Annotated in this window: 17 protein-coding genes and 1 pseudogene; 13 read left to right on the forward strand and 5 right to left on the reverse strand. The window is 71.6% G+C overall.

Annotated features, from left to right (window positions below; genetic code table 11):
• Positions 1-30: 30 nt before the first annotated feature.
• The 3 genes from NGK70_RS20105 to NGK70_RS20115 all read right to left on the reverse strand — a co-directional run bounded on the left by NGK70_RS20105 (position 31) and on the right by NGK70_RS20115 (position 6782).
• Positions 31-1920 carry a methyl-accepting chemotaxis protein gene (locus NGK70_RS20105; RefSeq protein WP_251970252.1) on the reverse strand — a complete coding sequence of 630 codons (1890 nt, stop codon included), beginning with the start codon at positions 1918-1920 and terminating at the stop codon, positions 31-33.
• Between the two features lie 181 nt (positions 1921-2101).
• Entirely contained in the window at positions 2102-4978 is a 2877-nt protein-coding gene (locus NGK70_RS20110; RefSeq protein WP_251970253.1) for a zinc-dependent metalloprotease, read from the reverse strand.
• An 82-nt stretch (positions 4979-5060) separates the two neighbouring features.
• Entirely contained in the window at positions 5061-6782 is a 1722-nt protein-coding gene (locus tag NGK70_RS20115; protein ID WP_251970254.1) for an NAD+ synthase, read from the reverse strand.
• Positions 6783-6789: 7 nt separating this feature from the next.
• Between NGK70_RS20115 and NGK70_RS20120 the strand changes: the two genes are divergently transcribed.
• The gene (locus tag NGK70_RS20120) at positions 6790-8052 is read left to right on the forward strand and encodes a GNAT family N-acetyltransferase (protein ID WP_251970255.1); all 1263 of its coding nucleotides are present in this window, start codon (positions 6790-6792) and stop codon (positions 8050-8052) included.
• 85 nt (positions 8053-8137) lie between these two features.
• Here the strand turns inward: NGK70_RS20120 and ppa are convergent, their stop codons facing one another.
• Positions 8138-8680 (reverse strand): inorganic diphosphatase, encoded by a 543-nt coding sequence (ppa, locus tag NGK70_RS20125; protein ID WP_251970256.1) that lies wholly within the window; start codon positions 8678-8680, stop codon positions 8138-8140.
• Between the two features lie 312 nt (positions 8681-8992).
• Between ppa and NGK70_RS20130 the strand changes: the two genes are divergently transcribed.
• The 11 genes and pseudogenes from NGK70_RS20130 to NGK70_RS20175 all read left to right on the forward strand — a co-directional run bounded on the left by NGK70_RS20130 (position 8993) and on the right by NGK70_RS20175 (position 21393).
• Positions 8993-11440, forward strand: a complete 2448-nt coding sequence (locus NGK70_RS20130) for a sodium-translocating pyrophosphatase (RefSeq protein WP_251970257.1) — start codon at positions 8993-8995, stop codon at positions 11438-11440.
• A 199-nt stretch (positions 11441-11639) separates the two neighbouring features.
• Entirely contained in the window at positions 11640-12503 is an 864-nt protein-coding gene (locus NGK70_RS20135; protein ID WP_251970258.1) for an HDOD domain-containing protein, read from the forward strand.
• Positions 12504-12756: 253 nt separating this feature from the next.
• Positions 12757-13998, forward strand: a complete 1242-nt coding sequence (locus NGK70_RS20140; protein WP_251970259.1) for a polyhydroxyalkanoate depolymerase — start codon at positions 12757-12759, stop codon at positions 13996-13998.
• Positions 13999-14204: 206 nt separating this feature from the next.
• Positions 14205-14900, forward strand: a complete 696-nt coding sequence (locus tag NGK70_RS20145) for a 3-oxoacid CoA-transferase subunit A (protein ID WP_251970260.1) — start codon at positions 14205-14207, stop codon at positions 14898-14900.
• A 14-nt stretch (positions 14901-14914) separates the two neighbouring features.
• A complete protein-coding gene (locus tag NGK70_RS20150; RefSeq protein ID WP_251970261.1) occupies positions 14915-15586 on the forward strand; it encodes a 3-oxoacid CoA-transferase subunit B in 672 nt (223 codons plus the stop codon).
• A gap of 101 nt (positions 15587-15687) precedes the next feature.
• On the forward strand, positions 15688-15975 hold the full coding sequence (locus NGK70_RS20155) for a GntR family transcriptional regulator (RefSeq protein WP_251970262.1): 288 nt from the start codon (positions 15688-15690) through the stop codon (positions 15973-15975).
• Positions 15976-15997: 22 nt separating this feature from the next.
• Positions 15998-16141: pseudogene (locus tag NGK70_RS26690) on the forward strand (UTRA domain-containing protein); the annotation flags it as partial.
• Between the two features lie 28 nt (positions 16142-16169).
• Entirely contained in the window at positions 16170-16310 is a 141-nt protein-coding gene (locus NGK70_RS20160) for a hypothetical protein (RefSeq protein WP_251970263.1), read from the forward strand.
• Positions 16282-16656, forward strand: coding sequence for a phosphotriesterase family protein (locus NGK70_RS20165; RefSeq protein ID WP_251970264.1), 375 nt, complete (start codon positions 16282-16284; stop codon positions 16654-16656). The genes NGK70_RS20160 and NGK70_RS20165 overlap by 29 nt, the downstream gene beginning before the upstream one ends.
• 13 nt (positions 16657-16669) lie before the next feature.
• Complete coding sequence (locus tag NGK70_RS20170; RefSeq protein WP_251970265.1) at positions 16670-16993, forward strand: ferredoxin family protein; 324 nt, start codon at positions 16670-16672, stop codon at positions 16991-16993.
• Between the two features lie 101 nt (positions 16994-17094).
• On the forward strand, positions 17095-21393 hold the full coding sequence (locus tag NGK70_RS20175) for a DEAD/DEAH box helicase (RefSeq protein WP_251970266.1): 4299 nt from the start codon (positions 17095-17097) through the stop codon (positions 21391-21393).
• A 133-nt stretch (positions 21394-21526) separates the two neighbouring features.
• On the opposite strand, the gene NGK70_RS20180 is transcribed toward NGK70_RS20175, so the two are convergent.
• Positions 21527-22426, reverse strand: coding sequence for a hypothetical protein (locus NGK70_RS20180; RefSeq protein WP_251970267.1), 900 nt, complete (start codon positions 22424-22426; stop codon positions 21527-21529).
• Positions 22427-22745: 319 nt separating this feature from the next.
• Here NGK70_RS20180 and NGK70_RS20185 point away from each other — a divergent pair, with 319 nt between their 5' ends.
• Positions 22746-23852: an EAL domain-containing protein gene (locus tag NGK70_RS20185; RefSeq protein WP_251970268.1), complete on the forward strand. Its 1107-nt coding sequence runs from the start codon at positions 22746-22748 to the stop codon at positions 23850-23852.
• Positions 23853-23888: the final 36 nt, after the last annotated feature.

Here is a 23888-nt window from a genome sequence, read left to right on the forward strand (position 1 = left end):
GCTCTTGCGCCCGCACCAGGCGGGCAAAGCTCAGAACGACGTCCAGCCGCCGCCCGCGGGCGGCTCGTCGCCTGGCTTGACCAGGCCGCCGAAGCCGCTGTCGGGCTGCCGCGAGCGCTCGCTCGCACTGCGGATCGCGGTGTGCGCGCCCCAGGCGGCCTGCTGGGTCTGCTGCAGCAGCTTGAAGGCGCCCAGCACCTTCTGCAGCCGCTCGGCCTGCAGGCGCAGGGACTCGGCCGAGGCGGCGCTCTGCTCGACCAGCGCCGTGTGGTTGCGCTGCATGCGGTCGAGCTGCTCCATCGACTCCGCGACGGCCGCTGCAGGGGCCTGCGACTCGGCCGCCCGGCGCACCTGCGTGACCAGCTCGGCCGCCTGCTGCACCGAGGTCAGCAGCGCATCCATGGTCTGGCTGGCGTCCTGTTGCAGCGCCGCGGTGAGGCCGCTGGCCGTGGGCGAGCTGCCACTGGCGGAGGCTCCGGCGGTGATCAGCGCCTTGATCTCGCGCGCCGCCTGGGTGGCCCGCTGGGCCAGGCTGCGCACGTCGGCCGCGGCTCCCGCGGTGGCGCTCGGCACGCGGGCCGCTCCCGGGATGGCGCCCGGCAGCACCGCCCCGCTGCGCGCCTCGCTGTGCGCGGCCTCGACCACCGCATTGAGCGCCAGCAGGTTGGTCTGGAAGGCGATGCTGTCGATCAGCGCGACGGTCTCGGCGATGCGCCGGCCGGTGGCGCCGATGTCCTCGATGTTGGCCACCACCTGCGAGACCACCAGGCCGCCGCGGGTGGCCGCGGCCACCGCGTCGCGCACCACCTCCTCGCGCGGGCGATCCGGCACGGCAGCCGGCGGCAGGTCACCGCTGGAGAGCGACGTCGGCAGGCCCGAGCCCACACCCGCCAGGGGTGGGGTTGCCGGATCGGCAGCCGCCGCGGCAACAGGCGAGGCCTTCGGGCGCGGCGCAGGGGCCATGGCCTCGCTGCCCGCCCGCGTCAGCGAGCCGGCCAGGCGGTCGAAGGCCGCGCCGTCACCCGTGGTCTCGGCAGCCCCACGGCGCGATGCCTGCAGCGTGCCCTGGATGCGGTCGGCACGCGGCTGCACCGGGTTCAACGGCACACCAGCACCGGCACGCGCCCCGCGACCTGGAGCGGAAGCCGGCGGCGTATCGGCAACCGCTGCCGCCGCGCTGCGCGGCACCGCCGCCGTCGTGGGCGCCTCGCTGGCGACGGTACGCAGGCCACGCTCCAGCAGCTCGCGCAGGCGTTGCACGGCCGACCAGGCCAGCACCGCCCCCAGCAGCAGGGCCGACAGGCTCCAGGCAAAGAACTGCAGCAGCTGGCGCTGGCGGGCTTCCTGGGCCTGCACCTGAGCAGCCTGGGCCTGCAGGTCCAGCTGGCGCAGCAGCTCGTCGGCCTGGCCCTGCCAACGGGCCTCGGCCAACTCGGCCCGGGTGGCCAGGGTGCGCAGCGCCTCCGGCTGGCGGCCGTCGCGGGACTGCTGCAGGGCCTCGGCGTAGAGCTGAACGGTCTGGCTGCGCGCGCTGCCCAGCTCGTCAAGCTGGTTGGCAAGCCAGGCGGGGGTGGCCTGGCCAGCGTGGCTGCGCAGGGCCAGCTCCAGTGCCGCCGTGCGGTCCCGGGCCTCGGCCAGGCGCAGCTGCAGCGCCGTGGCGGCGCCGCTGTCGGCCGGCAGCAGGGCCTGGCGCACCAGCAGGCTCGCCTGGCCGATCGCCACACGCAGCTCCTGCGCCTGGCGCATGCGCGCAGCGTCGAGCGACGCCTGCGCCTGCTGGCGGCTGCCCAGCGCATGCAGTTCGTACAGGCCCAGCCCAGCCACAAAGGCCAGCAGCAGGAGCAGCAACGCAAAGCCCCGGCCCAGGCGGGCCGGCTCGGACGGCACGGCGCGGGCAGAGGTGAACAGGCGGGTGGTCATCGGGGACGCGCTCCTGCGCAAACGGAATGCAACCGATTGTGTCGACTGTCGCCCAGTTGCCCAAGCCCGCGAACGCGCGACCCCTGGCAGGCGAAATCTGCAAGAGCGGCGCCCGCTGCTGCAGATCCAGCGCCCGGCGACCTGCCTCCGCCCTTTCCGACACCCCGCCCCGGTGGTCGCGTCAGGCGCCAGTGCGCAGCAGCTTGGCCTGCAGGGCCTCACGCAGGCTGTCGGCACTGTCCTGCAGGTGCGCACGCGCTTCGCTGGACAGCCCGGTGCGCTTGCCCGCGGCCTGCAGCCGGGCCAGCAGCTCCTGCGCCTGCACACGCACGAAGCTGCGTGCGTCAGCCCGCGTCAGGCCACGCGGGTTCAGCAGCAGCCCGGCGAGGCGGTTGACGTGCTCGCGCTGCAGCTCGCGGCGCGCAGCGACGATGTCGCCCTTGCCGCTGAGTTCGGCCCAGATCTCGCGGTCGAGCCGGCCGTAGAGCTCACCCAGGCGCAGGCTCTGCCCGGGGGCGCTGACCTTGGATTCCGCGTCCAGCAGGCGCTGGGCCAGGCCGTCGCTCATCAGCTGCGCCAGCAGGGCGCGCTGCAGCTCGATGAGGACCTGTTGCGGTACGAAGTCGGTACCCACCGAACCGGCCCCCTCCTCCAGTGCGTCGCGGCGCTCCAGAAAGTCGGGCGCGAGGCGGCGCTGCAGCGCCGGCGACAGGCTCAGGCCGTCGGCCGCGAAGACGCCGCGCGCCAGCAGGTCCAGCGCGGCGCGCTGGCGCTCGGCCGGCACCGGCTGCAGCGGGTCGCGCCCGGTGCCCGGGGCGTCGCGCAGTGTGCGCAGGCCGCCGATCTGGCGGGCCAGCACGCCAGCAGAGCGGCCCACATCGCGCAGCGCATAGCTCACCACCCGGCGCAGCACGCCATAGTCGCGCTCGCTGGCCAGCGAGCGCTGCTCCAGCCGCGCCAACAGGTCCCGCACGATCTCCAGCCGCTTGGCGGCGTAGGCCACCGGGTCGTCGCCCAGGTCGAAGTGCAGCGCCTCGGGGTCGATGCCGAGGTAGTTGTCCTCGTCGGTGCCGTAGGCCAGTTCGGGCTCGGCACTGCGCGCGGCGATGCGCGCCAGCTCGGCGGCCTCCTGGGCCGGCGCGATCGGCCGGTAGGCGTACTCGATGGCCCAGTAGTCGTAGGGACCCAGCGTGGTCTGGAAGGGCGCCGCCTCGCGTTCGCCCGGGCGGGCGAGGTTGATCGGCGCGTACTCCATCACCGAGCCGGTGAGCGCGTGGGACTTGCCGAACTCGGGGTCGGCGATCTGCCGCTCGCCATAGACACGCGAGGCGCGGAAGTTGTGCCGCAGGCCCAGGGTGTGGCCCACCTCGTGCATCGTCACGTCCTTCATGTAGGCCATCACGAAGGCCTGCGCCTCGGGGCCGGCCGGGTCCAGTCCGTCGCGCAGCTGCAGCAGGTCCAGGGCGTAGCCCAGCTCCTCGGCGGCCAGGTCGGCGTGCTGGCAGGCCTCGCCCGCCGCGTGGGCATGCGCTGAAGCCGGTTCACGGGCCGCGGCCTCGCGCCGGGCGTCGGCGGCCTGCAGCAGCGGCAGCCAGTCCGCCGCCGTTCGAGTCAGCAGCTGGCTGCGGATGTTGCGCAGGGCGCGCGAGGACAGGCTCTCAAAGGCGATGTCCGCATCCAGGATCTCGCCGCTGCGCGGGTCGACGTGGCTGGGGCCGATCGCGCCGAAGCTCGGCGAGGCGTTGACCATCCAGCGCACCGAGGCGGTGCCGGTGTCGAGCGTGTCGAAGTTGGCCTCGTCGAGCTGCTGGCGCACCACGATGGCGTTCTTGAAGCCGACCGCCTCGAAGGCCTTGTTCCATTCCAGGATGCCGGCGCGCATCGCGTCGCGGTACTTCAGCGGCACGTTGCGGTCGATCCAGTAGGTGATGGGCTTGACCGGCTCGGACAACGCGGCCGCCGGGTCCTTCTTCTCCAGCCGCCAGCGCGTGATGTGGCGCAGACGCGGGCTGCGCAGCAGGTCGTCGCTGAAGTCGCTGGTGGTGGCGACGAAGTGGCCGATGCGGCCGTCCGCCGCGCGCGCCGCCATCGGCTGGTCGGGCAGGCGCGTGAGCGAGTAGTTCACCCGCACGAACAGGCTGCGCGCATCCGGCAGCGTCAGCGGCGTGGTCGGCAGCGGCGCGCCCGCAGGCGTGCCCGGCTGTGGCACCGCAATCGTCGCCGTGGCGTAGTGGCTCAGCACCTCCAGCACCACCTCATCGCGCTTGCCGCGCACGGTGGTGATGGCCGTGTTGCGCCCATCCAGCGCGTAGCCCTGGCGGTACTTCTGCTGCAGCGCCATGCCCAGTCCGAGAAGGTCGCCCTGGAACAGCGCGTTGGCCTCCACCAGCACGGTCCGGCGCTCCGGGTGCGCCAGGCTGGCGACCGGTGCGCTGGCCAGCAGGCTGGGCGAGAAGCCGGCGCTCACCGCGCGGGCCTCGGGCGTGCCGGGCCGAGCGATGAAGTCGGTGTTGCGCGCGATCAGCTGCACCTGGTTGTGGATGCGGCGAAACTCCACCAGCTGCGGCCCGCCGTAGACGCCCCAGCGGCTGGCCATCAGGCCACCGAGCACGCTGCCCTCGCCGATGCCGCTGGCGATCTTGGGCGACAGGAACAGCGGCACGCCGAAGTCCTGCTCGCTCAGCTCGATCCAGAACTTCTCGTCCTTCTGCCAGACGCCCAGCAGGCCGTCGATCTTCTTCGCGTCCTTGGTCAGCACCGCGAAGGCGGGTGGCTGGCCCGGCGCGGGCGCCGCCGCAGGGGCACCAGGTGCGGTAGCTGGCCTGGCACTGCCGTTGCCGGCCTGGGCCACGGCAGCGGGCTTGCCGGCCGGGGCCGACGCCGCCGCGCCAGGCGCTGCCGCCGGGCTGGCCGAGGCCTCCACGCCGCCACCGGGCACCGTGGCGCAGGCACTCAGCAAGGCGGCCAGGGTCAGAACGGCTGCGACGGCAGGGCGCAGGCGGGCAGGCGGGTGGGCGGTGGACATGGCGGGCATCGAGGACATCGCAGACAGGGACATGGGGCGGAACCTCGCGGAGGAGCAGCGGAAGGAAACAGTAACGGAGGAAGGCTGGGACGGGGAGGCCAGCACCGGCCACGCATCAGGCGCGAAAACGCGACGTGATCGGGTAGCGCCAATCGCGCCCGAAGGCACGGTGCGTGATGCGGATGCCCACCGGCGCCTGGCGGCGCTTGTACTCGTTGAGCTTGATCAGCCGGGTGACGCGCTCGACATCGGCCGGGGCAAACCCGGCGACGACGATCTCCTCGATGCTGCGGTCCTGCTCCATGTACATCGACAGGATGGCGTCCAACACCTCGTAGGGCGGCAGGCTGTCCTGGTCGCACTGGTCGGGGCGCAGCTCGGCCGAGGGCGGCCGGGTGATGATGCGCTCGGGGATGACCGGCGCCTGGCCCGCGGCCACCGCCTGCGCATTGCGCCAGTTGGCCAGGCGCCAGACCAGGGTCTTGGCCACGTCCTTGATGACCGCGAAGCCACCGGCCATGTCGCCGTAGAGCGTGCAGTAGCCGGTGGCCATCTCGCTCTTGTTGCCGGTGGTCAGCACGATGGCGCCGAACTTGTTGGACAGCGCCATCAGCAACGTGCCGCGGATGCGCGCCTGGATGTTCTCCTCGGTGGCGTCCTCGGCCCGGCCGGCGAAGTCCGCGGCCAGCGTGGCGCGGAAGTCGTCGAACATCGGCACGATGCTCATCTCGTCGTAGCGCACGCCCAGGCGCTGCGCCATCTCGCGCGCATCGACCCAGGAGATCTCGGCCGTGTAGGGGCTGGGCATCATCACGCAGCGCACCTTGTCGGCGCCCAGCGCGTCGACCGCGATGGCCAGCACCAGCGCCGAATCCACCCCACCGGACAGGCCGATGATGGCGCCCGGGAAGCCGTTCTTGCCCAGGTAGTCCCGCACGCCGGTGACCAGCGCGGCCCAGGCCTGCGCCTCCTGCGAGGGGTGCGGCAGCAGCTCGCCGGCCACATCGACGCCGCTCGCCGTGGGCTGCAACTCGATGATGGCCTCGGTCTCGGCAAAGGTGACTGCACGCGTGCGCACCTCGCCGGTGGCATCGACGGCAAAGGAGGCGCCGTCGAAGACGATCTCATCCTGGCCGCCGACCAGGTGCGAATACAGCAGCGGCAGGCCGAGGTGGCGGGCGCGCTCGGCCATGCGCTGCTCGCGCTCCACCGCCTTGCCGAGGTGAAAGGGCGAGGCGTTCAGCACCAGCAGCACCTGCGCGCCGGCCGCCTTGGCGGCATCGCCAGGCTCGTCGAACCAGGCGTCCTCACAGATGTTGAGGCCAAAGCGCAGGCCGCCGGCCTCGAAGACCAGCGGGCCGAACGAGGCGCCGACCGACGCATCGCGGCCGGAGACGAAGTAGCGCCGCTCGTCGAAGACCTGGTAGTTCGGCAGCTCGCGCTTGGCGTAGGTGCCGATCACGCGGCCGCCACCGAGCAGGGAGGCGGCATTCACGCACGCCGGCACGGACCAGGAGCGCGTGCGAACATCGCCCGGGGGTATCGACCCGGGCAGCGCCTGTGGATGCCCGACGACGAGCTGGAAGCCAGACAGATCGGCCAGCTGCGCGGCACAGTCCGCGAGTGTGCGCTCACAGGCCGCCAGGAAGGCCGGGCGCAGCAGCAGGTCCTCGGGCGGATAGCCGGTCAGCGCCAGTTCGGGCGCGACCGCCAGGCAGGCGCCCTGTGCATGGGCACGCCGGGCCGCGTCGATCAGCCGGCGGGCGTTGCCGGCCAGGTCGCCGACGGTGGGATTGATTTGCAGCAGGGCCACCCGCACGGGGTTTGCGAAGGACATGGGCAGGATGGATCGCAACGGATTCAACAGGGCGCCGGCCACAACCGGCGGGGTGGGCACGGATGGTACCTGCGAGGCCGCAGCGCTGCCCGCTGCCGCCTTGCCCTGGCGTGTGCGGCTGCACGACCGCCCGGACACGCTCGACCCCATCGCCTGGGATGCGCTGCTGGACGCGAGCCCCGAGCCCACGCCCTTCCTGCGGCACGCCTGGCTGGCCGCGCTGCACCGCTCCGGCAGCGCCTGCGCCGACACCGGCTGGCAGCCCCTCTTCCTGACCATCGAGGCCGCCGATGGCCGGCTGGTCGCGGCCACCGCGCTGTACCTGAAGGCGCACTCCTACGGCGAGTACGTGTTCGACTGGGCCTGGGCCGACGCCTACCAGCGCCACGGCCTGGCCTACTACCCCAAGCTGCTTGGCGCAGTGCCCTTCACGCCGGTGCCGGGCAGCCGCCTGCTGGCGCGCGATGAGTCCGGCCGCCAGGCCTTGCTGGAGGCGATCGGCGAGCTGATGCGTGAGCGGTCACTCTCATCGGCACACCTGCTGTTCCTGGCCGAGGCCGATCGCGCCAGCGCGGAGGCGGCGGGCTGGCTGCTGCGCCGCACGGTGCAGTTCCACTGGTCGAACCGCCAGGTCGACGACCCGGCCGCGGCGCCCTACCGCGACGTCGACGACTTCCTGGCGAGCCTGCAGCGCGTCAAGCGCAAGAAGATCGCCCAGGAACGCCGCTACGTGCGCGAGGCCGGCGTGACCTTCCACGTCCGGCGTGGCGCGCAGATCACCGAGGCCGACTGGGACTTCTTTCACCACTGCTACGGTCTGACCTACCGCGCTCACCGCAGCACGCCCTATCTGACAAGGGCGTTCTTCCGCCTCAGCGCCCGCGACCTGGGCGAGCACTGGCTGATGTTCATTGCCGAGCGGGACGGGCAACCGATCGCCGCGTCGCTGCTGGCCATCGACGCCGAGCGCCAGGTGGCCTGGGGCCGCTACTGGGGCGCGGTGGCGTCGGTGAACTGCCTGCATTTCGAGGCCTGCTACTACCAGCCGCTGCAGTGGTGCATCGAGCAGGGCTGGCGGCGCTTCGAGGGGGGCGCGCAGGGCGAGCACAAGATGGCGCGCGGCCTGCTGCCGGTGACCACCTGGTCGGCGCACCGGCTGGCGCACCCGGCTTTCAACGATGCGGTGGCGCGTTTCCTCGACCGCGAAGGCGAGGGCATCGCGGCCTACGTCGATGAGCTGAACGAGCACACGCCCTTCCGGCCCACCTGACCCGCCCGCCAAGAAATGGAAAAGGGCTGCCGCAGCAGCCCCTTGACCGTGAGACCGGGCCGGGCAGCCCGCCCGGCCTCTGGCATCACTGCTTGTTCTTGTCGGCCAGGTAGGCCGCCATGCCGTCGACGACTTCCTTCTTGGCGGCTTCCGGGCCTTCCCAGCCCGTGACCTTGACCCACTTGCCCGGCTCCAGGTCCTTGTAGTGCTCGAAGAAGTGCTGGATGCTCTTCAGGCGCATCGGGTTCATGTCCTCGGGCTTGTTCCAGGAGCTGTACAGCGGCAGGATCTTCTGGATGGGCACCGCGATCAGCTTGTTGTCGCCGCCGGCCTCGTCGTCCATGCGCAGCATGCCGATCGGGCGGCAGGTCACCACCACGCCGGGGATCAGCGGCACCGGGGTGATCACGAGCACGTCCACCGGGTCGCCATCGGCGGCCAGCGTGTCGGGCACGTAGCCGTAGTTGGTCGGGTAGTGCATCGCGGTGGACATGAAGCGGTCCACGAACAGCGCGCCCGACTCATGGTCGACCTCGTACTTGATCGGATCGCCGTTCATCGGGATCTCGATGATGACGTTGAACTCGTCCGGGGCTTTGGCGCCGGGGGTGACGTTGTGCAGGCTCATGCGTTGCTCGCTTGCTGTAGTTCGACAGAGGGGGCTTGAGACGGGTCAAGGACTGCGCGGGATTCTACGGGGCGGCCTTGCTTCTGCCTTGCTGGCGCGCTCCACTGGCACCCGCACACCAGACGGTACAGCTCGTTACACAGGGTTGCCCCGTGATTGTGTTCACACAATCCATCGCCTAGCATGGGTTCAGCGACCCCGCTGGGCGGCTATGGGTGACTGTGGTCGCGCCGACCGAAAACGCGGCGGCGCGTCGGAGAGTGAAGTTCCAAGTTCCGTGTTTGGGCTTTTGCTAGAGGAAGGAGACCCCTCATGTCCACGTCTACAGCGCTCTGGGTAGCGCTGCTCTGCGGCCTCGCGGCCGTGCTCTACGGCTTCGTGTCGCGAAGCTGGATCCTGAAACAGGATGCCGGCAACGCGCGAATGCAGGAGATCGCCGGCGCGATCCAGCAGGGCGCCGCGGCCTACCTGGCGCGCCAGTACAAGACCATCGGCATCGTCGGCGTGGTGCTGGCGGTGCTGATCTTCTTGTTCCTGGACGGCAAGACCGCCGCGGGCTTCGTGCTCGGCGCGGTGCTGTCGGGGGCCTGCGGCTTCATCGGCATGAACGTGTCGGTGCGGGCCAATGTGCGCACCGCGCAGGCCGCCACCAAGGGCATCGGTCCGGCGCTGGACGTGGCCTTCCGCGGCGGCGCCATCACCGGCATGCTGGTGGTGGGCCTGGGCCTGCTGGGCGTGGGTGCCTTCTTCATGTTCATCGGTGGCGTGGCCTCGCCCGATGCCGCCACGCTCAAGCCGCTGCTCGGCCTGGCGTTCGGCTCGTCGCTGATCTCCATCTTCGCGCGTCTGGGCGGCGGCATCTTCACCAAGGGTGCGGACGTCGGTGCCGACCTGGTGGGCAAGGTGGAAGCCGGCATCCCCGAGGATGACCCGCGCAACCCGGCGGTGATCGCCGACAACGTGGGCGACAACGTCGGCGACTGCGCCGGCATGGCGGCCGACCTGTTCGAGACCTACGCCGTCACGCTGATCGCCACCATGGCGCTGGGCGCGCTGGTGGTGGTGTCCGCGCCGGGCGCTGCGGTGGTGTACCCGCTGCTGCTGGGCGGCGTGTCGATCATCGCGTCGATCATCGGCTGCAGCTTCGTCAAGGCCAGCCCCGGCATGAAGAACGTGATGCCGGCCCTGTACAAGGGCCTGGCGATCGCGGGCGTGCTCTCGCTGGCGGCCTTCTACTTCGTGACCACCGCGCTGTTCCCCGAGCCGCTGAAGCTCACCGGCGGTGCCACCGCCAGCGCCATGGCGCTGTGGGCCTCCTGCGCCGTGGGCCTCGTGCTCACCGCCGCGCTGGTGTGGATCACCGAGTTCTACACCGGCACGCAGTACTCGCCAGTGCAGCACATCGCACAGGCCTCCACCACCGGGCACGGCACCAACATCATCGCCGGCTTGGGCGTGTCGATGCGTTCCACCGCCTGGCCGGTGATCTTCGTCTGCCTGGCCATCATGGCCTCGTACGGCTTGGCCGGCCTGTACGGCATCGCGATCGCAGCCACCTCCATGCTGAGCATGGCCGGCATCGTCGTCGCGCTGGACGCCTACGGCCCGATCACCGACAACGCCGGCGGTATCGCCGAGATGTCCGAGCTGCCCGCCAGCGTGCGCGACATCACCGACCCGCTGGACGCGGTGGGCAACACCACCAAGGCGGTGACCAAGGGTTACGCCATCGGCTCAGCCGGCCTGGCGGCACTGGTGCTGTTTGCCGACTACACGCACTCGCTCGAAGGGCGGGGCATGAGCGTCAGCTTCGACCTCAGCGACCCGAAGGTGATCGTCGGCCTGTTCATCGGCGGCCTGATCCCCTACCTGTTCGGTGCCATGGCGATGGAGGCCGTGGGCCGCGCCGCCGGCTCGGTGGTGGTGGAAGTGCGCCGCCAGTTCAAGGAGATCAAGGGCATCATGGAAGGCACCGCCAAGCCGGAATACGGCAAGGCGGTCGACATGCTGACCACCGCGGCGATCAAGGAAATGGTCGTGCCGTCCCTGCTGCCGGTGGTCGTGCCGGTGCTGGTGGGCCTGCTGCTCGGACCGGCCGCGCTCGGCGGCCTGCTGATGGGCACGATCGTGACCGGCCTGTTCGTCGCGATCTCCATGTGCACCGGCGGCGGTGCCTGGGACAACGCCAAGAAGTACATCGAAGACGGCCACCACGGCGGCAAGGGCAGCGAAGCCCACAAGGCCGCAGTGACCGGTGACACGGTGGGCGACCCCTACAAGGACACCGCCGGCCCGGCCGTCAACCCGCTGATCAAGATCATCAACATCGTCGCGCTGCTGATCGTGCCGCTGCTGCCGGTGGGCGCCGCCAAGGCACCGGCCGCGGCTGTCCACGCTCCGGTGGCGGTCTCCGCACCCGCGGCGGCCGACACTGGCGCCTCGATCAAGGTCGAGAACGGCGTGGTGAAGTTCTACTTCGCCTCCGGCTCGGCGGCCGTCGCCGACGGCGCGGCCACCGCGCTGGCCGAGGTGGTCAAGGGCGTGGCAGACGGCAAGAAGGCCGTGGTCAGTGGCTACACCGATGCCAGTGGCGACCCGGCCAAGAACGAGGAACTCGCCAAGCAGCGCGCCTTTGCGGTGCGCGACGCCCTCAAGGCCGCTGGCGTGGCCGAAGACAAGGTCGAGCTGAAGAAGCCCGAGCAGCTGACCGGCAGCGGCGATGCCGCCCAGGCCCGCCGCGTCGAGGTGGCCGTGCAGTGAGCCTGGCCCCGGCCCGTGGCTGAACGCGAACCGCCGGCTTGCCGGCGGTTTTTCGTTGTAGCCCCTGCCCGGCTGCCCCGGGCCCTGCCGGACCGCAGGTCGATGTGCTCAAAACGCCCGGCCGAACCACGCAGTTCCACCCTTCAGCGCGCGTCCATCTGGCTAGAGTGCCTGGTCAAGAGCACACAGGGCGACTCAGATGCTGACGCGCAACATCGATCAAGAACTCGACCAGGCCCTCACCGCGGGGCCGGCCGGCACCATCACCATCCCGCCCTGCCCGGACCTGCTGACCCGGCTGCAGTCGGTGATGCGCGAGGCCGACCCCGACTGGGACGTGGTCTGCTCGATCGCCAGCAGCGACGTCGCGATGGCGGCCTCCCTGGTCCGGGCCGCCAACAGCCCGGTCTATGCCCGCCGCTCCCCGGTCAGCAGCGTCAACCAGGCCATGTCGCTGCTCGGGCTGAAAGCCACCTCGACACTGCTGACGCAGTTCCTCACCGTCCGCGCGCTGCCGGTCAACCACCCGGCGCTGCAGAACTTCTGGCAGGGTTCCAGCCGCCGTGCGCTGGTGATGGGCTACGTCGCCCGGCAGCTCTACGGCACACCGCCGGATCTGGCGCACACCTTCGGCCTGTTCTGCGACGTGGGCATCCCCGTGCTCCTGCAGGGCCTGCGTGGCTATGGCGGCACCCTCGCCGAGGCCCAGGCCCGCCGCGACCGCAGCTTCACCGGCACCGAACAGGCCAACCACCGCACCGACCACACCATCGTCGGTGCCCTGGTGGCCCGCGCCTGGCGCCTGCCCGAGCCGCTCAAGCTGGCCATCCGGCTGCACCATGAGGTGGAGGCGCTGACCGACACGCAGATCGACCCCGGCGTGCGCAACCTGCTGGCGGCGGTGGTCGTGGCCGACCACCTCGTCGCGCAACACGAGGGCCAGCCCGACGGCCAGGAATGGCAGCAGCGCGGCGACGCCTGCCTGGCCCATCTGCAGATCCGCGAGGACGAGCTCACGCTATGGCTGGACGACCTGAACCCGGCGCTCCATCACGTGCGCTGACGCCAACACCCCACACCGATGCGGGGGGCGTCGGTCCGTGGATTGTCCCGTTTCGGAGCAAAAACCACCGCGGATCCCCGGTACAACGACCGAAATCGCCCCCGGCGTCGGTGCAGGCCCCACTTGATCCTGCACAAGTCACATTGCATCCTCTCATTGGTGAAGGCCTTGCGCTTACAATGCTGCACTGCAACATCGTTGCTGGCTTCGGCATCCCAGCGTCCGACGCCCACCCCCTGCCCGAGGATCCGTGATGCTCTACCAGCTCTATGAAACCCAGCGCGCGATGCTGAGCCCGTTCGCGGAGTTCGCCAGCGCGTCGTCGAAGCTGTACAGCCACCCGCTGTCGCCCTTTGCCCACGCGGTCGGCTCGCAGCGCATGGCCGCCGGCTTCGACCTGCTGCACCGCCTGACCAAGGAATACGAGAAGCCGCCCTTCGGCATCACCGCTGCCAATGTGGGTGGGGTCGAGGTCGCAGTGCAGGAACAGGTGGTGCAGGCGCGCCCCTTCTGCCGCCTGCTGCGCTTCAAGCGCTACACCGACAACGCGCAGGCGCTGGAGAGGATGCGCTCGCAGCCCGCGGTGCTGGTCGTCGCCCCGCTGTCGGGCCACCACGCCACGCTGCTGCGCGACACCGTGCGCACCCTGCTGCAGGACCACAAGGTCTACATCACCGACTGGGTCGACGCCCGCATGGTGCCGATGACCGATGGCGCCTTCCACCTGCATGACTACGTGCACTACGTGCAGGACTTCCTGCGCCTGATCGGCCCGGACGTCAACGTCATCTCGGTGTGCCAACCCACCGTGCCGGTGCTCGCTGCCGTGTCGCTGATGGCCAGCAATGGCGAGCCGACGCCGAAGGCCATGGTGATGATGGGCGGCCCGATCGACGCCCGCAAGAGCCCGACCGCGGTGAACGACCTGGCGATCAACCGTTCGCACGAGTGGTTCGAGAACAACGTGATCTACCGCGTGCCGCCCAACTTCCCGGGCGCCGGCCGGCGCGTCTACCCCGGCTTCATGCAGTACACCGGCTTCGTCGCGATGAACCCGGACCGCCACGTCAACTCGCACTGGGACTACTTCCTGGACCTGGTGCGCGGTGACGAGGAAAGCGCCGACGCCCACCGCACCTTCTACGACGAGTACAACGCCGTGCTGGACATGCCGGCCGAGTACTACCTGGAAACCATCAAGACGGTGTTCCAGGACTTCGCCCTGGTCTACGGCACCTGGAACGTCAGCGGCCAGCTGGTACGCCCGCAGGACATCCGGAGCACCGCGCTGATGACGGTCGAGGGCGAGCTCGACGACATCGCTGGCATCGGCCAGACCCAGGCCGCACAGGGCCTGTGCGCCGGCATCCCCGCCGAGCGCAAGCGCCACTACACGGTGCAGGGCGCGGGCCACTACGGCATCTTCTCGGGCCGTCGCTGGCGCGAGATGGCCTACCCGGAAGTGCGCGACTTCATCGCCAGCCACCAGGGCTGATCCCCGCCGCATCAGCGGTTGGGACGCCTGCGAGGCCGCCTTCGGGCGGCCTTTGTCGTTTCTGGATGCGACTGCCATCGCCACCTTGACAGGCAGCAGCGCCAGCTCGTACGCTTGTCGTTCGATTAGCGAATCAATGTTCGCATATAGAACATTTATTCGCACTGGCCTCCCACTGCCGCCCCACCCCCTCGCTCCATCGCCCCATGATCGACAAGACCGTTGCCAGTGCCGAACAAGCCTTGGCGGATGTTCCGGACGGTGCCACCGTCATGATCGGCGGCTTCGGCACGGCCGGTCTGCCCAATGCCCTGACCGACGCCCTGATCGACACCGGCGCGCGCAACCTGGTCATCGTCAACAACAACGCGGGCAACGGCGACACCGGCCTGGCCCGGCTGATCGCGCTGAAGCGGGTGCGCAAAATCATCTGCTCGTTCCCGCGCCAGGCGGACAGCCACCACTTCGACGCGGCCTACCGCGCCGGCGACATCGAGCTGGAGCTGGTGCCGCAGGGCAACCTGGCCGAGCGCATCCGCGCCGCAGGGGCCGGCATCGGCGGCTTCTTCACGCCGACCGGCTACGGCACCGAACTGGCCCGGGGCAAGGAAGTGCGTGAGATCGGCGGCCGGATGTACGTGCTGGAGCACCCGATCCACGCCGACTTCGCCCTGGTGAAGGCCGAGCGCGGGGACCGCTGGGGCAACCTCACCTACCGCATGACGGCGCGCAACTTCGGGCCAGTGATGGCGATGGCGGCCAGGACCACGGTCGCGACGGTGCACGAGATCGTCCCGGTGGGCCTGCTGGATCCGGAGGCGGTGGTGACCCCTGGGGTCTTCGTGCAGCGTGTGGTTCAGATCGAGCGGGCGGCCACCACGGCCGGCGGCTTCAAGCAGTGAGGGGAGCGATCACGATGGACATTCAAGCCACCCTGGCACGCGTCAAGCGCTGGAGCCGAGACGAACTGGCCGCACGCGTGGCGGCCGACATCCCCGACGGAGCGGTCGTCAACCTCGGCATCGGCCTGCCCACCGCGGTCGCCAACCACTTTGGTGCCGGCAAGGAGGTGATGCTGCACTCGGAGAATGGCGTCATCGGCATGGGGCCCGCACCCACCCCCGGACAGGAAGACTTCGACCTCATCAACGCCGGCAAGCAGCCGGTCACCCTGCTTCCCGGCGGTTGCTTCTTCCACCACGCCGACAGCTTCGCCATGATGCGAGGCGGTCACCTGGACGTGTGTGTGCTCGGCGCCTTCCAGGTCGCCGTCACCGGTGACCTGGCCAACTGGCACACCGGGGCACCCGATGCCATCCCCGCCGTCGGCGGTGCGATGGACCTGGCCATTGGCGCCAAGCAGACTTGGGTGATGATGGACTACCTCACCAAGGACGGTCGCGCCAAGCTGGTGGAGGCCTGCAGCTACCCCTTGACCGGCCTGGGCTGCGTCAGCCGCCTGTACACCGATCTGGCCGTCATCGACCTGGCGCAGGGCCAGGCACGGGTGGTCGCGCTGGCCGAAGGCCTGTCACTGGCTGACCTCCAGGCCATGACACCGGGCGTCACCTTGCTGCCGAAGGCGTGAGGCATGCACTCCAATGGCCCACAGCAGCGCAGCGGCGCAGCGGCGCAAAGCTGTGAAAACCCCGGGTGCGCCAAAGGCACATGGTTACAAAAACGCATCCCATGGATCAAATCCGCCAGACGATCGACCGCAACTCCACGGTGCGCTTGTACAGCCAGATCAAGCAGATCCTGGTTGGCGAGCTGCGCAACGCCAATGGCTCGGATGCCCCGGTCCTCACCGAGGCAGGCCTGATCAAGCGGTTCCACGTCAGCCGTGCGCCGGTGCGCCAGGCCTTGGCGGAGCTGGTCGAAAGTGGCTACGTCGTTCGCCACCGGGCGAAGGGCACCTTCCCGGTGCAGGGCCTGAACGTGCATCTGCCGCCGGCCATGGAGTTGGGGGGGGGTTGACCCGTTACCTCACCGAGCGGGCCTGCAGCCGAGCTCGCGCGTCACCGCGCTGGAGCGTGCCGAGGCGCCCGAGGAGTTGCAGAAGGCGCTCGGCCAGGAGGCACAGAAAGAGTTGCTGCACATCCAGCGCATCATCTCCGTCAAGGGGCTGCCTCTGGTGTGGACGCAAACCTACCTGTGTCGACCGCGCCGAGGTGTTCGACACCCTGGCGGCCAAGCTCAGCGAGTTCAAGACGGCGGGCGCAGGCACCATCGTCGACGCCACTGGCATGTTCGAGGGCCGCGACCTGCGCGGTCAACGAAGGCATGGTGGTGCCGCGCCTGGACCGCCGTGACGCGGTGGCCAAGGGCTGGCCGATGCTCGTCGCAGCCCGGGGCGCCCGGGTGGCCATCGACCACATCGGCAGCGCCAACCCGGCCGACTTCAACGACGCCGAGCGCGTGGCGCTGATCGTCGCGCTGATCGACGCCGACCACGCCGGCCACGCCGACCGGATCCTGCTGTCGGCCAGCGCCACCGGCGTGGCCTTCGGCGTGCCAGGCAACGACCTGCCCTACCGCCAGGTGCTGACCCACTTCGTGCTCCAGCTGCGGGCCGCGGGCGTGAGCCAGGCCCAGATCGAACAAATGCTGATCACCAACGCGGCCCAACTGCTCAGCATCGGTGGAGAACAAGCATGACGCGTGTGACACGGTGCTGGGCACCATCTCGGCCGCCGAACTCGGCTTCATCGCCATCGACCAGTACCTGGGCGCGGGCGTGGACACGACGGTCGCGTCCATCGGCAACGTCGTCGCGCTGTTCGGTCGATACCCCGAGCAACTCGAGGTCGATGCCCTGCGCTGCGAGGGTCATGGCCTGTACCTGCAGGCTGCGCCGCAGGTTCTGCTCCACGACAAGAACGCCGAAGTGGTGATCGATGTGGAGGGGCTGACAACCGGCGAGGCCCTGCCACAGGCCGAGGCCGCGGTGCGCATCTGCCCGGTGGCCGCCCTGCGCCTGACACAGGCGCCGTGAGCCCCTCGCGGGCGGAAGACCGAGCCGCGTGGGCATTGGACCGGCCTTCCGGCCAACGCGGGTGCGCACCGTGAACGCCCCCCACGGCGACAATCCGGCCCATGCAACCGCCCCTGTTCGACGCCCCGCCCCCACCCGGTATCACCCCGCTCCACCTGCCGCTGCCGGACACCGAGGCCCTGCTGCTGGCGCTCGCCGTGGGCGGCGGCGCACGCACGCGCACCTGGCTGCTGAGCTACCTGCCGGCGCTGGGCGAGCCCACCGCCCAGGGCAAGCGCTTCAGCGGCTCCGACGTGGCCGCGGCACTGAGCGAACTCGCCCGCCAGGGCCACGTCAGCGAAGACCCGCTGCGGCGGGCCACCTGGGCCCTGGCGCCGGCGCAGATGCCCGCCGCGCTGGCCCGCGCCCTCGACCGTCACCCGGGCGCCGCCCTGGCCGAGGCGCTGGTCCGCTGCGACGGCTACGGCCACCCGCTGGCCCCGGACGGGCGCTGGCACTTCCACAGCGAGATGGACGCGGTGGCCCTGGTGCGCCTGCTGGCCTGCACCGGCACGCCGCTGGCGGAGCTGCAGCGCTACGAGCCCCACTGCGGCTGGGGCTTCGAGTGGACCGAGGTGCTCTGGCAGGCGCTGCAGTTCGACCTCGACGAGGCCCTCTTCGCCCGTCTGCACCCCAGCGTGCAGGTGCACCTGCTCGGCGAGGGCCTGGAGCGCCGCAGCAGCCAATGGCGCCGCAACGGCACGCTGCCGCTGGTGGCGTTGGCCGAGGGCTGCTTCGCCGCGGCGCCCACCCGCCCCGACCTGGCCGAGGCCATCGACGCCAGCGACCTGCGCTGGTACTGGGCCGTCTGGCTGGTCCTGGCCGGGCGCGGCGACGAGGCCGAGCCTGTGATTGCCCCGCTCACCCAGCCCGGCGCCGGGCGCAGCGAGGCGGAGGCGGCCCACTGGGACAGCCTGGCCAACGCGCTGGAGGCCTTCCGGCTCAGCCGCCTCGGCCAGTGGCCCGCCAGCGTGGCGTTGTACGAGCAGGCGCTGGCCGAGCGCCGTGCCCTCACGGGCCAGAAGAAGGGGTTGCTGCCACTGCTGCTGGCCACGCCCTACGTGCAGGCGCTGATGGCCCAGGGCGACCCGGCCGGGCTGCGCACGGCGCTGAAGTTCTGCCTGGCCGAGGGCGGCAAGCGCCAGCCCAGCCCCGACAGCCCCTGGGGCCTGATGGCGCTGGCGCTGCAGATGCGCCTGGGCGAGGCCCGGCGCGACCTGCAGCGCTTTGCCCCCGTCAGCCGCGCGCCCTACCTTGACCAGACCGACTACTGGCGCTGGCTGATGCGCGCCTGGCTGAGCGAGGCCGGCACCGCCAGGCCGGGCACGACCAGCGTCCCGGCCGCCTGGCAGGCACTGCACGCCAGCTGTGTCGACGCCGGCCTGCTCGACCTGGCCCGCCAGCTCGACGCGGCACTGGCCGTGGCCGAGGGCCGCCCGGCGCCCGATCTCTTCTTCGCCGCGCCCCGCGCTGACGGCTGGCGCGACACCCTGGCGGCGCTGGCCGCCGTCGCCGCACCGGAAGCCGCCGCCCCCAGCAGTGCCCAGGTCAGCGTGCAGGCCACGCGGCTGATCTGGGTGTTGGACGTCAATGACTTCGGCGCCCTGCGCAGCATCACCGTCTGGGAGCAGAAGCAGGGCTCGCGCGGCTGGGGCAAACCGCGCGACGTGCCGCTGAGCCGGCTCGCCAAGGCCGACGGCCTGCCCGCGCACGACGCCGCGGTGGCGCGCTGCATCCGCCAGCACAGCCAGGATCGCAGCTGGCAGCTCGATCTGGCTGCGGCGGCCGTCGCGTTACTCGGCCACCCGGGCATCGAGTTTGCCGACACCCCTGGCGTACCGGTGACGCTGACCGAGGGCGCCCCGACGCTGGAGGTGGCCGACCTGGGCGAGCAGCTGCGCCTGCGCCTGCAGCCCCCGCCGCGCTGGGCCGACCCGCTCGCCTCGGCCGCCGAGCCGCGCCGCTGGAGCGGCAGCAGCGCCGCCGACCTCAAAGAGCAGGAGGCCCTGGCCGACCTCACCCTCCTGCGCGACGCGCCGCAGCGCGCCCGGCTGCTGCGCCTGAACCCGGCGCAGAAGCGCGCCGCCCAGCTCATCGGCGCCGGCCTGAGCCTGCCGAAGGCCGCGGCCGAGCAGCTGGAGCCGGTGCTGCGCAGCCTGGGCGCGCACTTCCAGGTCCACGCCGACGAGTTGCAGGCCAGCCGCGAGGTGGCGGCCGATGCCCGCCTGCGCGCCGAACTCAGCCCGCAGGGCGACGGCGTGCACCTGCGCCTGGTGGTGGCACCGGTCGGCGCCGAGGGCCCGCGCCTGACGCCCGGCCAGGGCCGCACCCACCTGATCGCCCGCGTGGGCGGTGAGATCATCGGCGCCCAGCGCGACCTCGCCGCCGAGCGCGAGCACCTGGAGGCCGTGCTGGACGCCTGCCCGATGCTGGCCGAGCCGCCCGAGAACGCCCCCGCCGCCTGGGACGTCGAAACGCCAGACGCCACGCTGGCGCTGCTGGAGCGGCTGCACACGCTCAACGCGGTGACGGCGCTGGACTGGCCGCAGGGCAAACCGATCCGCGTCGATTCGGCCGGGCTGGGCGCGCTGCAGGTACGCGTCGAATCCGGCCACGAGTGGCTGGCGCTGGCCGGCGGCGTGACCGTCAACGAGCAGCTGGTGGCCCACCTGGGCCGCCTGCTCGACTGGGCCGCGACGCAGAAGAGCCGCTTCGTCCCACTGGGCGAAGGCCGCTACCTCGCGCTGACCGAGGAGCTCAAGGCCCGGCTGGACGAGCTGGCCACGGTGGCCGAACGCGAGCGCAGCGATGGCGAGGGCGCCCGCGTCACGCCGCTGGCCGCCGCCTGGCTGGAGCGGGCGCTGGCCGGCGCCGACGTGGCGGCGGACGACGCCTTCCGCGCGCGCATCGAGCGCCTGGCCGCCGCGCAGGCCGACCGCTACCACCTGCCCGGCACCCTGCAGGCCAGTTTGCGGCCCTATCAGGAGGAGGGCTACGAGTGGGCCATGCGCCTGGCCGAATCGGGCTTCGGCGCCTGCCTGGCCGACGACATGGGCCTGGGCAAGACGCTGCAGGCGCTGGCCGTGCTGCTGGCGCGGGCCGCTGGCGGGCCGGCACTGGTGATCGCGCCCACCTCGCTGATCGGCAACTGGCAGGCCGAGGCGCGCCGCTTTGCCCCCAGCCTGCGCGTGCAGGTCTACGCCGAGGGCGACGACACCGGCGACCGCGACGCGCTGATCACCCAGGCCGGCCCGGGCGATGTGCTGCTGGTGTCCTACCAGCTGCAGCTGTTCAACGCCGCGGCCTTTGCCGCGCGCGGCTGGCACACCCTGGTGCTCGACGAAGCGCAGGCGATCAAGAACGCCGCCGCCAAGCGCAGCCAGGCGGCCTTCGAGCTGAATGCAGACTTCCGCCTGGCGCTGTCGGGCACGCCGATCGAGAACCGGCTGGCCGAGCTGTGGTCGATCATGCGGGTGTGCAACCCCGGCCTGCTGGGCAGCCTGCCGCGCTTCAACCTGCGCTTCGCGGTGCCCATCGAGCGCGACCGCCACCGCGGCGCCCAGCGCACCCTGCGTAAGCTGATCGGCCCCTTCATCCTGCGCCGCACCAAGGCCGAGGTGCTGGACGACCTGCCGCCGCGCACCGAGCTGACGCTGCTGGTGCAGGGCGACGCCACCGAGCAGGCGCACTACGAGGCGCTGCGCCGCCAGGCGCTGATCGAGGCCCAGGAAGCGCTCTCCGGCGGCAACCCCGGCCAGGCGCACCTGAACATCCTCGCCCAGCTCACCCGGCTGAGGCGCGCCGCCTGCGACCCGCGCCTGGTCACGCCCGACCTCGCCCAGCCGGGGGCCAAGGTGCAGGCCTTCGGCGAGCTGGCCGCCGAGTTGGTGGCCAACGGCCACAAGGCCCTGGTGTTCAGCCAGTTCGTCGATTTCCTGGCGCTGCTCAAGGCACCGCTGGAGGCTGCCGGCATCCGTTACCAGTACCTGGACGGCAGCACGCCGGCGGCCGAGCGCACCGCCCGCGTGGCGGCCTTCCAGGCCGGCGAGGGTGAGCTCTTCCTGATCAGCCTGAAGGCCGGCGGCTTTGGCCTGAACCTCACGGTGGCCGACTACGTCGTGATCGCCGACCCCTGGTGGAACCCCGCCGTGGAAGAGCAGGCCAGCGGGCGTGCCCACCGCATCGGCCAGCAGCGCCCCGTCACGGTCTACCGGCTGGTACACCAGGGCACGCTGGAGGAAAAGATCGTCGAGCTGCATGCCGACAAACGCGAGCTGGCCGACTCCGTGCTTGAAGGCCAGGACCGCGGCAGCGCGCTGCCGGCGGACGCGCTGCTGGCGCTGCTGCAGGGCGAGGGCTGACGACCGGGGAACCCGATTTGAAATCTCGATATGAAAGTGGGCGACATTCCCACTTGCACTTCGCATAACGACAAGGAGCTGCGCTGCACGTCAACTGACCCGATCCGCAACAAGGTGTAATCCGACGCATTGATCAACGTTGGCAACACTGGGCGACGCGCCGCGACCGCCCGGGACCGCACACCCCATGCAACCCCGCTCCGCCACGATCCAGCCACCCGCCCTCACCACCGAGGCCCGTGGAGACCTGGGCGACGTGATTCAGGCCGTGCTGCGCCACACCCGCTTCAACCTGCGCCAGCTGCAGCCCGGCTGGCTGGAGGCCTGCGCCGCCCAGCACGCCGCGCGGCTCGGCTGCCGGGACCTCGCCGAGCATGTGGCCGCCCTGCAGCGCCAGCGCAGCTGCGCCGAAGAGCTGCTGGCCATGGCCCTGCAGCCGCCCCCGGCCACGGAGGAGCCCGATCCGGGGGACCTGCGGGCCGGCACACGCGCCCTGCTCGACAGCGTGGCGCGCACGCGCAGCACCGAGGGCCCGCTCGACGTCTGGGTGCTGGTGCCCGAGGGCTCGGCCCTGCTCACCCACCTGCGCGAGCACATCGCCCTGGCCGGTCCGGCAATGCCGCCGCTGCGGCTGCACGGGCCAGCGGCCCTCTGCGCCCTGCACGGCAGCGCGCCCAACCAGGCCGCAGCAACCCGCCCCGAGGCCCCGCTGGGCGACGTGCGCCAGACCCTGAACTGGCTGGCCCACCACCTGCCCGACGAGGGGCCGGACAGCGCCCGGCCCGTGGCCGACCTGATCCTCGCCACCGACCTGTTCACCTGCTGGCGCCCCGACCTGCAGCGGCAGTGGCTCGGCCGGCTGGCCGGCGCGCTGCGCAGTGGCGGCCTGCTGCTGCTCGGCCGCCCCAAGGCCCTGTGGCGCGCCCCCCGTGGCCTGCGCGCGGTGCATGTGGATGGCCTGCACTGGCTGCAACGCAGCCGCGCCGCCGGGGAAGCGCCCGGAGGCGCCCGCCGCGCGGACATGGCAGGCCACGAAGCGTCCAGCCTCCTGCCGCCCGCGCTGCCGGTACCGGTGGGCACCGTGGGATCGGTGGCAGCGTCGATCCCCTCTTCACCTCCTGCACCGTTTGTAACGCTTGCGCCGCCGGCCGCACCAACGCCTGCCGTGGCGCCCGCCGTTGCAGCCACCGAGGCCGCCGTTGCCCTGGTGACCGCCGCCGCACCCGCGGTGCCAACGCCGCCCCTGGTCGCCATCGCGCCCGCTGCCGCGGCAGCGGCCCCCCCCGGCCCTCGCCGACATCGGCACGCTGACGGTCTCGCCGACCACCCGGCGGCTGAGCCTGAACGCGGCGATGCGCCGCCTGCTCGCCTGGCCAGCCGCGGCTGCGGCGCCCGACTGGAACGACCTGCTCGGCCGCTTTGCCGCTGCCGACCGCGCTGCGCTGGAGCAAGCCCTGTTCGCCCGGCCGGCCGCCGACGCCGCGGCCTGGACCCTCACCCTCTCGCCGAGCGGCGGCACAACCGGCCCCCTGCAGCTGCGCGGCGAGCCGGCGCTCGACCCCGACGGCCAGCCGCAGTGGCACTGCCTGGCCCTGGCCTCGGCCTTGACCACGCCGGCACCGGCCGAGGAGCCGGCCACCGTGCTGGCCCCCGCCGCCGCCGCACCAGCGGTGGAGGCCGACCCGCAGCGCCTGAGCGTGGTGACCCGCCTGGCGGGCGCCGCGGCACGCCAGGAGCTGGAGCTGCTCTACCAGCCCCAGCTGGATGTGGCCGGCGGCAGCGTGCGTGCGGTCGAAGCCCTGCTGCGCTGGCACCACCCGCAGCTCGGGCAGGTCGCGCCGCGCGCCTTTGTGCCCTGGGCCGAGGAATGCGGCCTGATCATCGAGCTTGGCCGCTGGGTGCTGCAGCAGGCCTGCCGCCAGGCGCGCCGCTGGCGCGACCTGGGCGTGCTGCAGGTGCCGATCGCGGTCAACGTTTCGGCCGTGCAGCTGCAGGCGCCGGACTTCGTCGCCCAGGTCGAACAGGCCCTCACCGCGGCCGGCGTGCCCGCTCAGGCGCTGGAGTTGGAGCTCACCGAGACCACGCTGCTGCAGGAATCCGAGGCCGTGCGCCAGAACCTCGCCGCCTGCCGCCGCCTGGGCGTGCACATCGCGCTGGACGACTTCGGCACCGGCCAGACCAACCTTGCCCGCCTGCACCGCCTGCCGCTGGACAAGCTCAAGCTCGACCCCAGCTTCATCCGCAACTTGTGCATCGACCGCGGCGCCCAGGCCATCGTGCGCTCGATGGTCGCGCTGGGCCACCAGCTCGGCCTGGCCGTGGTGGCCGAGGGCGTCGAACAGGCCCAGCAGCTGGTGCTGCTCGACGAGGCGCGCTGCGACGCCTACCAGGGCCACCACGCGACCCCCGCGCTGAGCGCCGACGCGCTGACCCGCCAGGTGCAGCAGACCCACGCCTGACGGCGCCGGCCGGGGCGATCGCGAGCAACGGGCAGC

The sequence above is a fragment of the Sphaerotilus microaerophilus genome, from assembly GCF_023734135.1.
In the GTDB taxonomy this organism is placed as follows: Bacteria; Pseudomonadota; Gammaproteobacteria; order Burkholderiales; family Burkholderiaceae_C; genus Sphaerotilus; species Sphaerotilus microaerophilus.

What these genes read in the sequence shown, in the direction of transcription:
- NGK70_RS20105 (WP_251970252.1), bottom strand. Translation starts at nt 1,920, where the DNA reads ATGACCACCCGCCTGTTCACCTCTGCCCGCGCCGTGCCGTCCGAGCCG.
- NGK70_RS20110 (WP_251970253.1), bottom strand. Translation starts at nt 4,978, where the DNA reads ATGTCCCTGTCTGCGATGTCCTCGATGCCCGCCATGTCCACCGCCCAC.
- NGK70_RS20115 (WP_251970254.1), bottom strand. Translation starts at nt 6,782, where the DNA reads ATGTCCTTCGCAAACCCCGTGCGGGTGGCCCTGCTGCAAATCAATCCC.
- NGK70_RS20120 (WP_251970255.1), top strand. Translation starts at nt 6,790, where the DNA reads ATGGATCGCAACGGATTCAACAGGGCGCCGGCCACAACCGGCGGGGTG.
- ppa (WP_251970256.1), bottom strand. Translation starts at nt 8,680, where the DNA reads ATGAGCCTGCACAACGTCACCCCCGGCGCCAAAGCCCCGGACGAGTTC.
- NGK70_RS20130 (WP_251970257.1), top strand. Translation starts at nt 8,993, where the DNA reads ATGTCCACGTCTACAGCGCTCTGGGTAGCGCTGCTCTGCGGCCTCGCG.
- NGK70_RS20135 (WP_251970258.1), top strand. Translation starts at nt 11,640, where the DNA reads ATGCTGACGCGCAACATCGATCAAGAACTCGACCAGGCCCTCACCGCG.
- NGK70_RS20140 (WP_251970259.1), top strand. Translation starts at nt 12,757, where the DNA reads ATGCTCTACCAGCTCTATGAAACCCAGCGCGCGATGCTGAGCCCGTTC.
- NGK70_RS20145 (WP_251970260.1), top strand. Translation starts at nt 14,205, where the DNA reads ATGATCGACAAGACCGTTGCCAGTGCCGAACAAGCCTTGGCGGATGTT.
- NGK70_RS20150 (WP_251970261.1), top strand. Translation starts at nt 14,915, where the DNA reads ATGGACATTCAAGCCACCCTGGCACGCGTCAAGCGCTGGAGCCGAGAC.
- NGK70_RS20155 (WP_251970262.1), top strand. Translation starts at nt 15,688, where the DNA reads ATGGATCAAATCCGCCAGACGATCGACCGCAACTCCACGGTGCGCTTG.
- NGK70_RS20165 (WP_251970264.1), top strand. Translation starts at nt 16,282, where the DNA reads ATGGTGGTGCCGCGCCTGGACCGCCGTGACGCGGTGGCCAAGGGCTGG.
- NGK70_RS20175 (WP_251970266.1), top strand. Translation starts at nt 17,095, where the DNA reads ATGCAACCGCCCCTGTTCGACGCCCCGCCCCCACCCGGTATCACCCCG.
- NGK70_RS20185 (WP_251970268.1), top strand. Translation starts at nt 22,746, where the DNA reads ATGCGCCGCCTGCTCGCCTGGCCAGCCGCGGCTGCGGCGCCCGACTGG.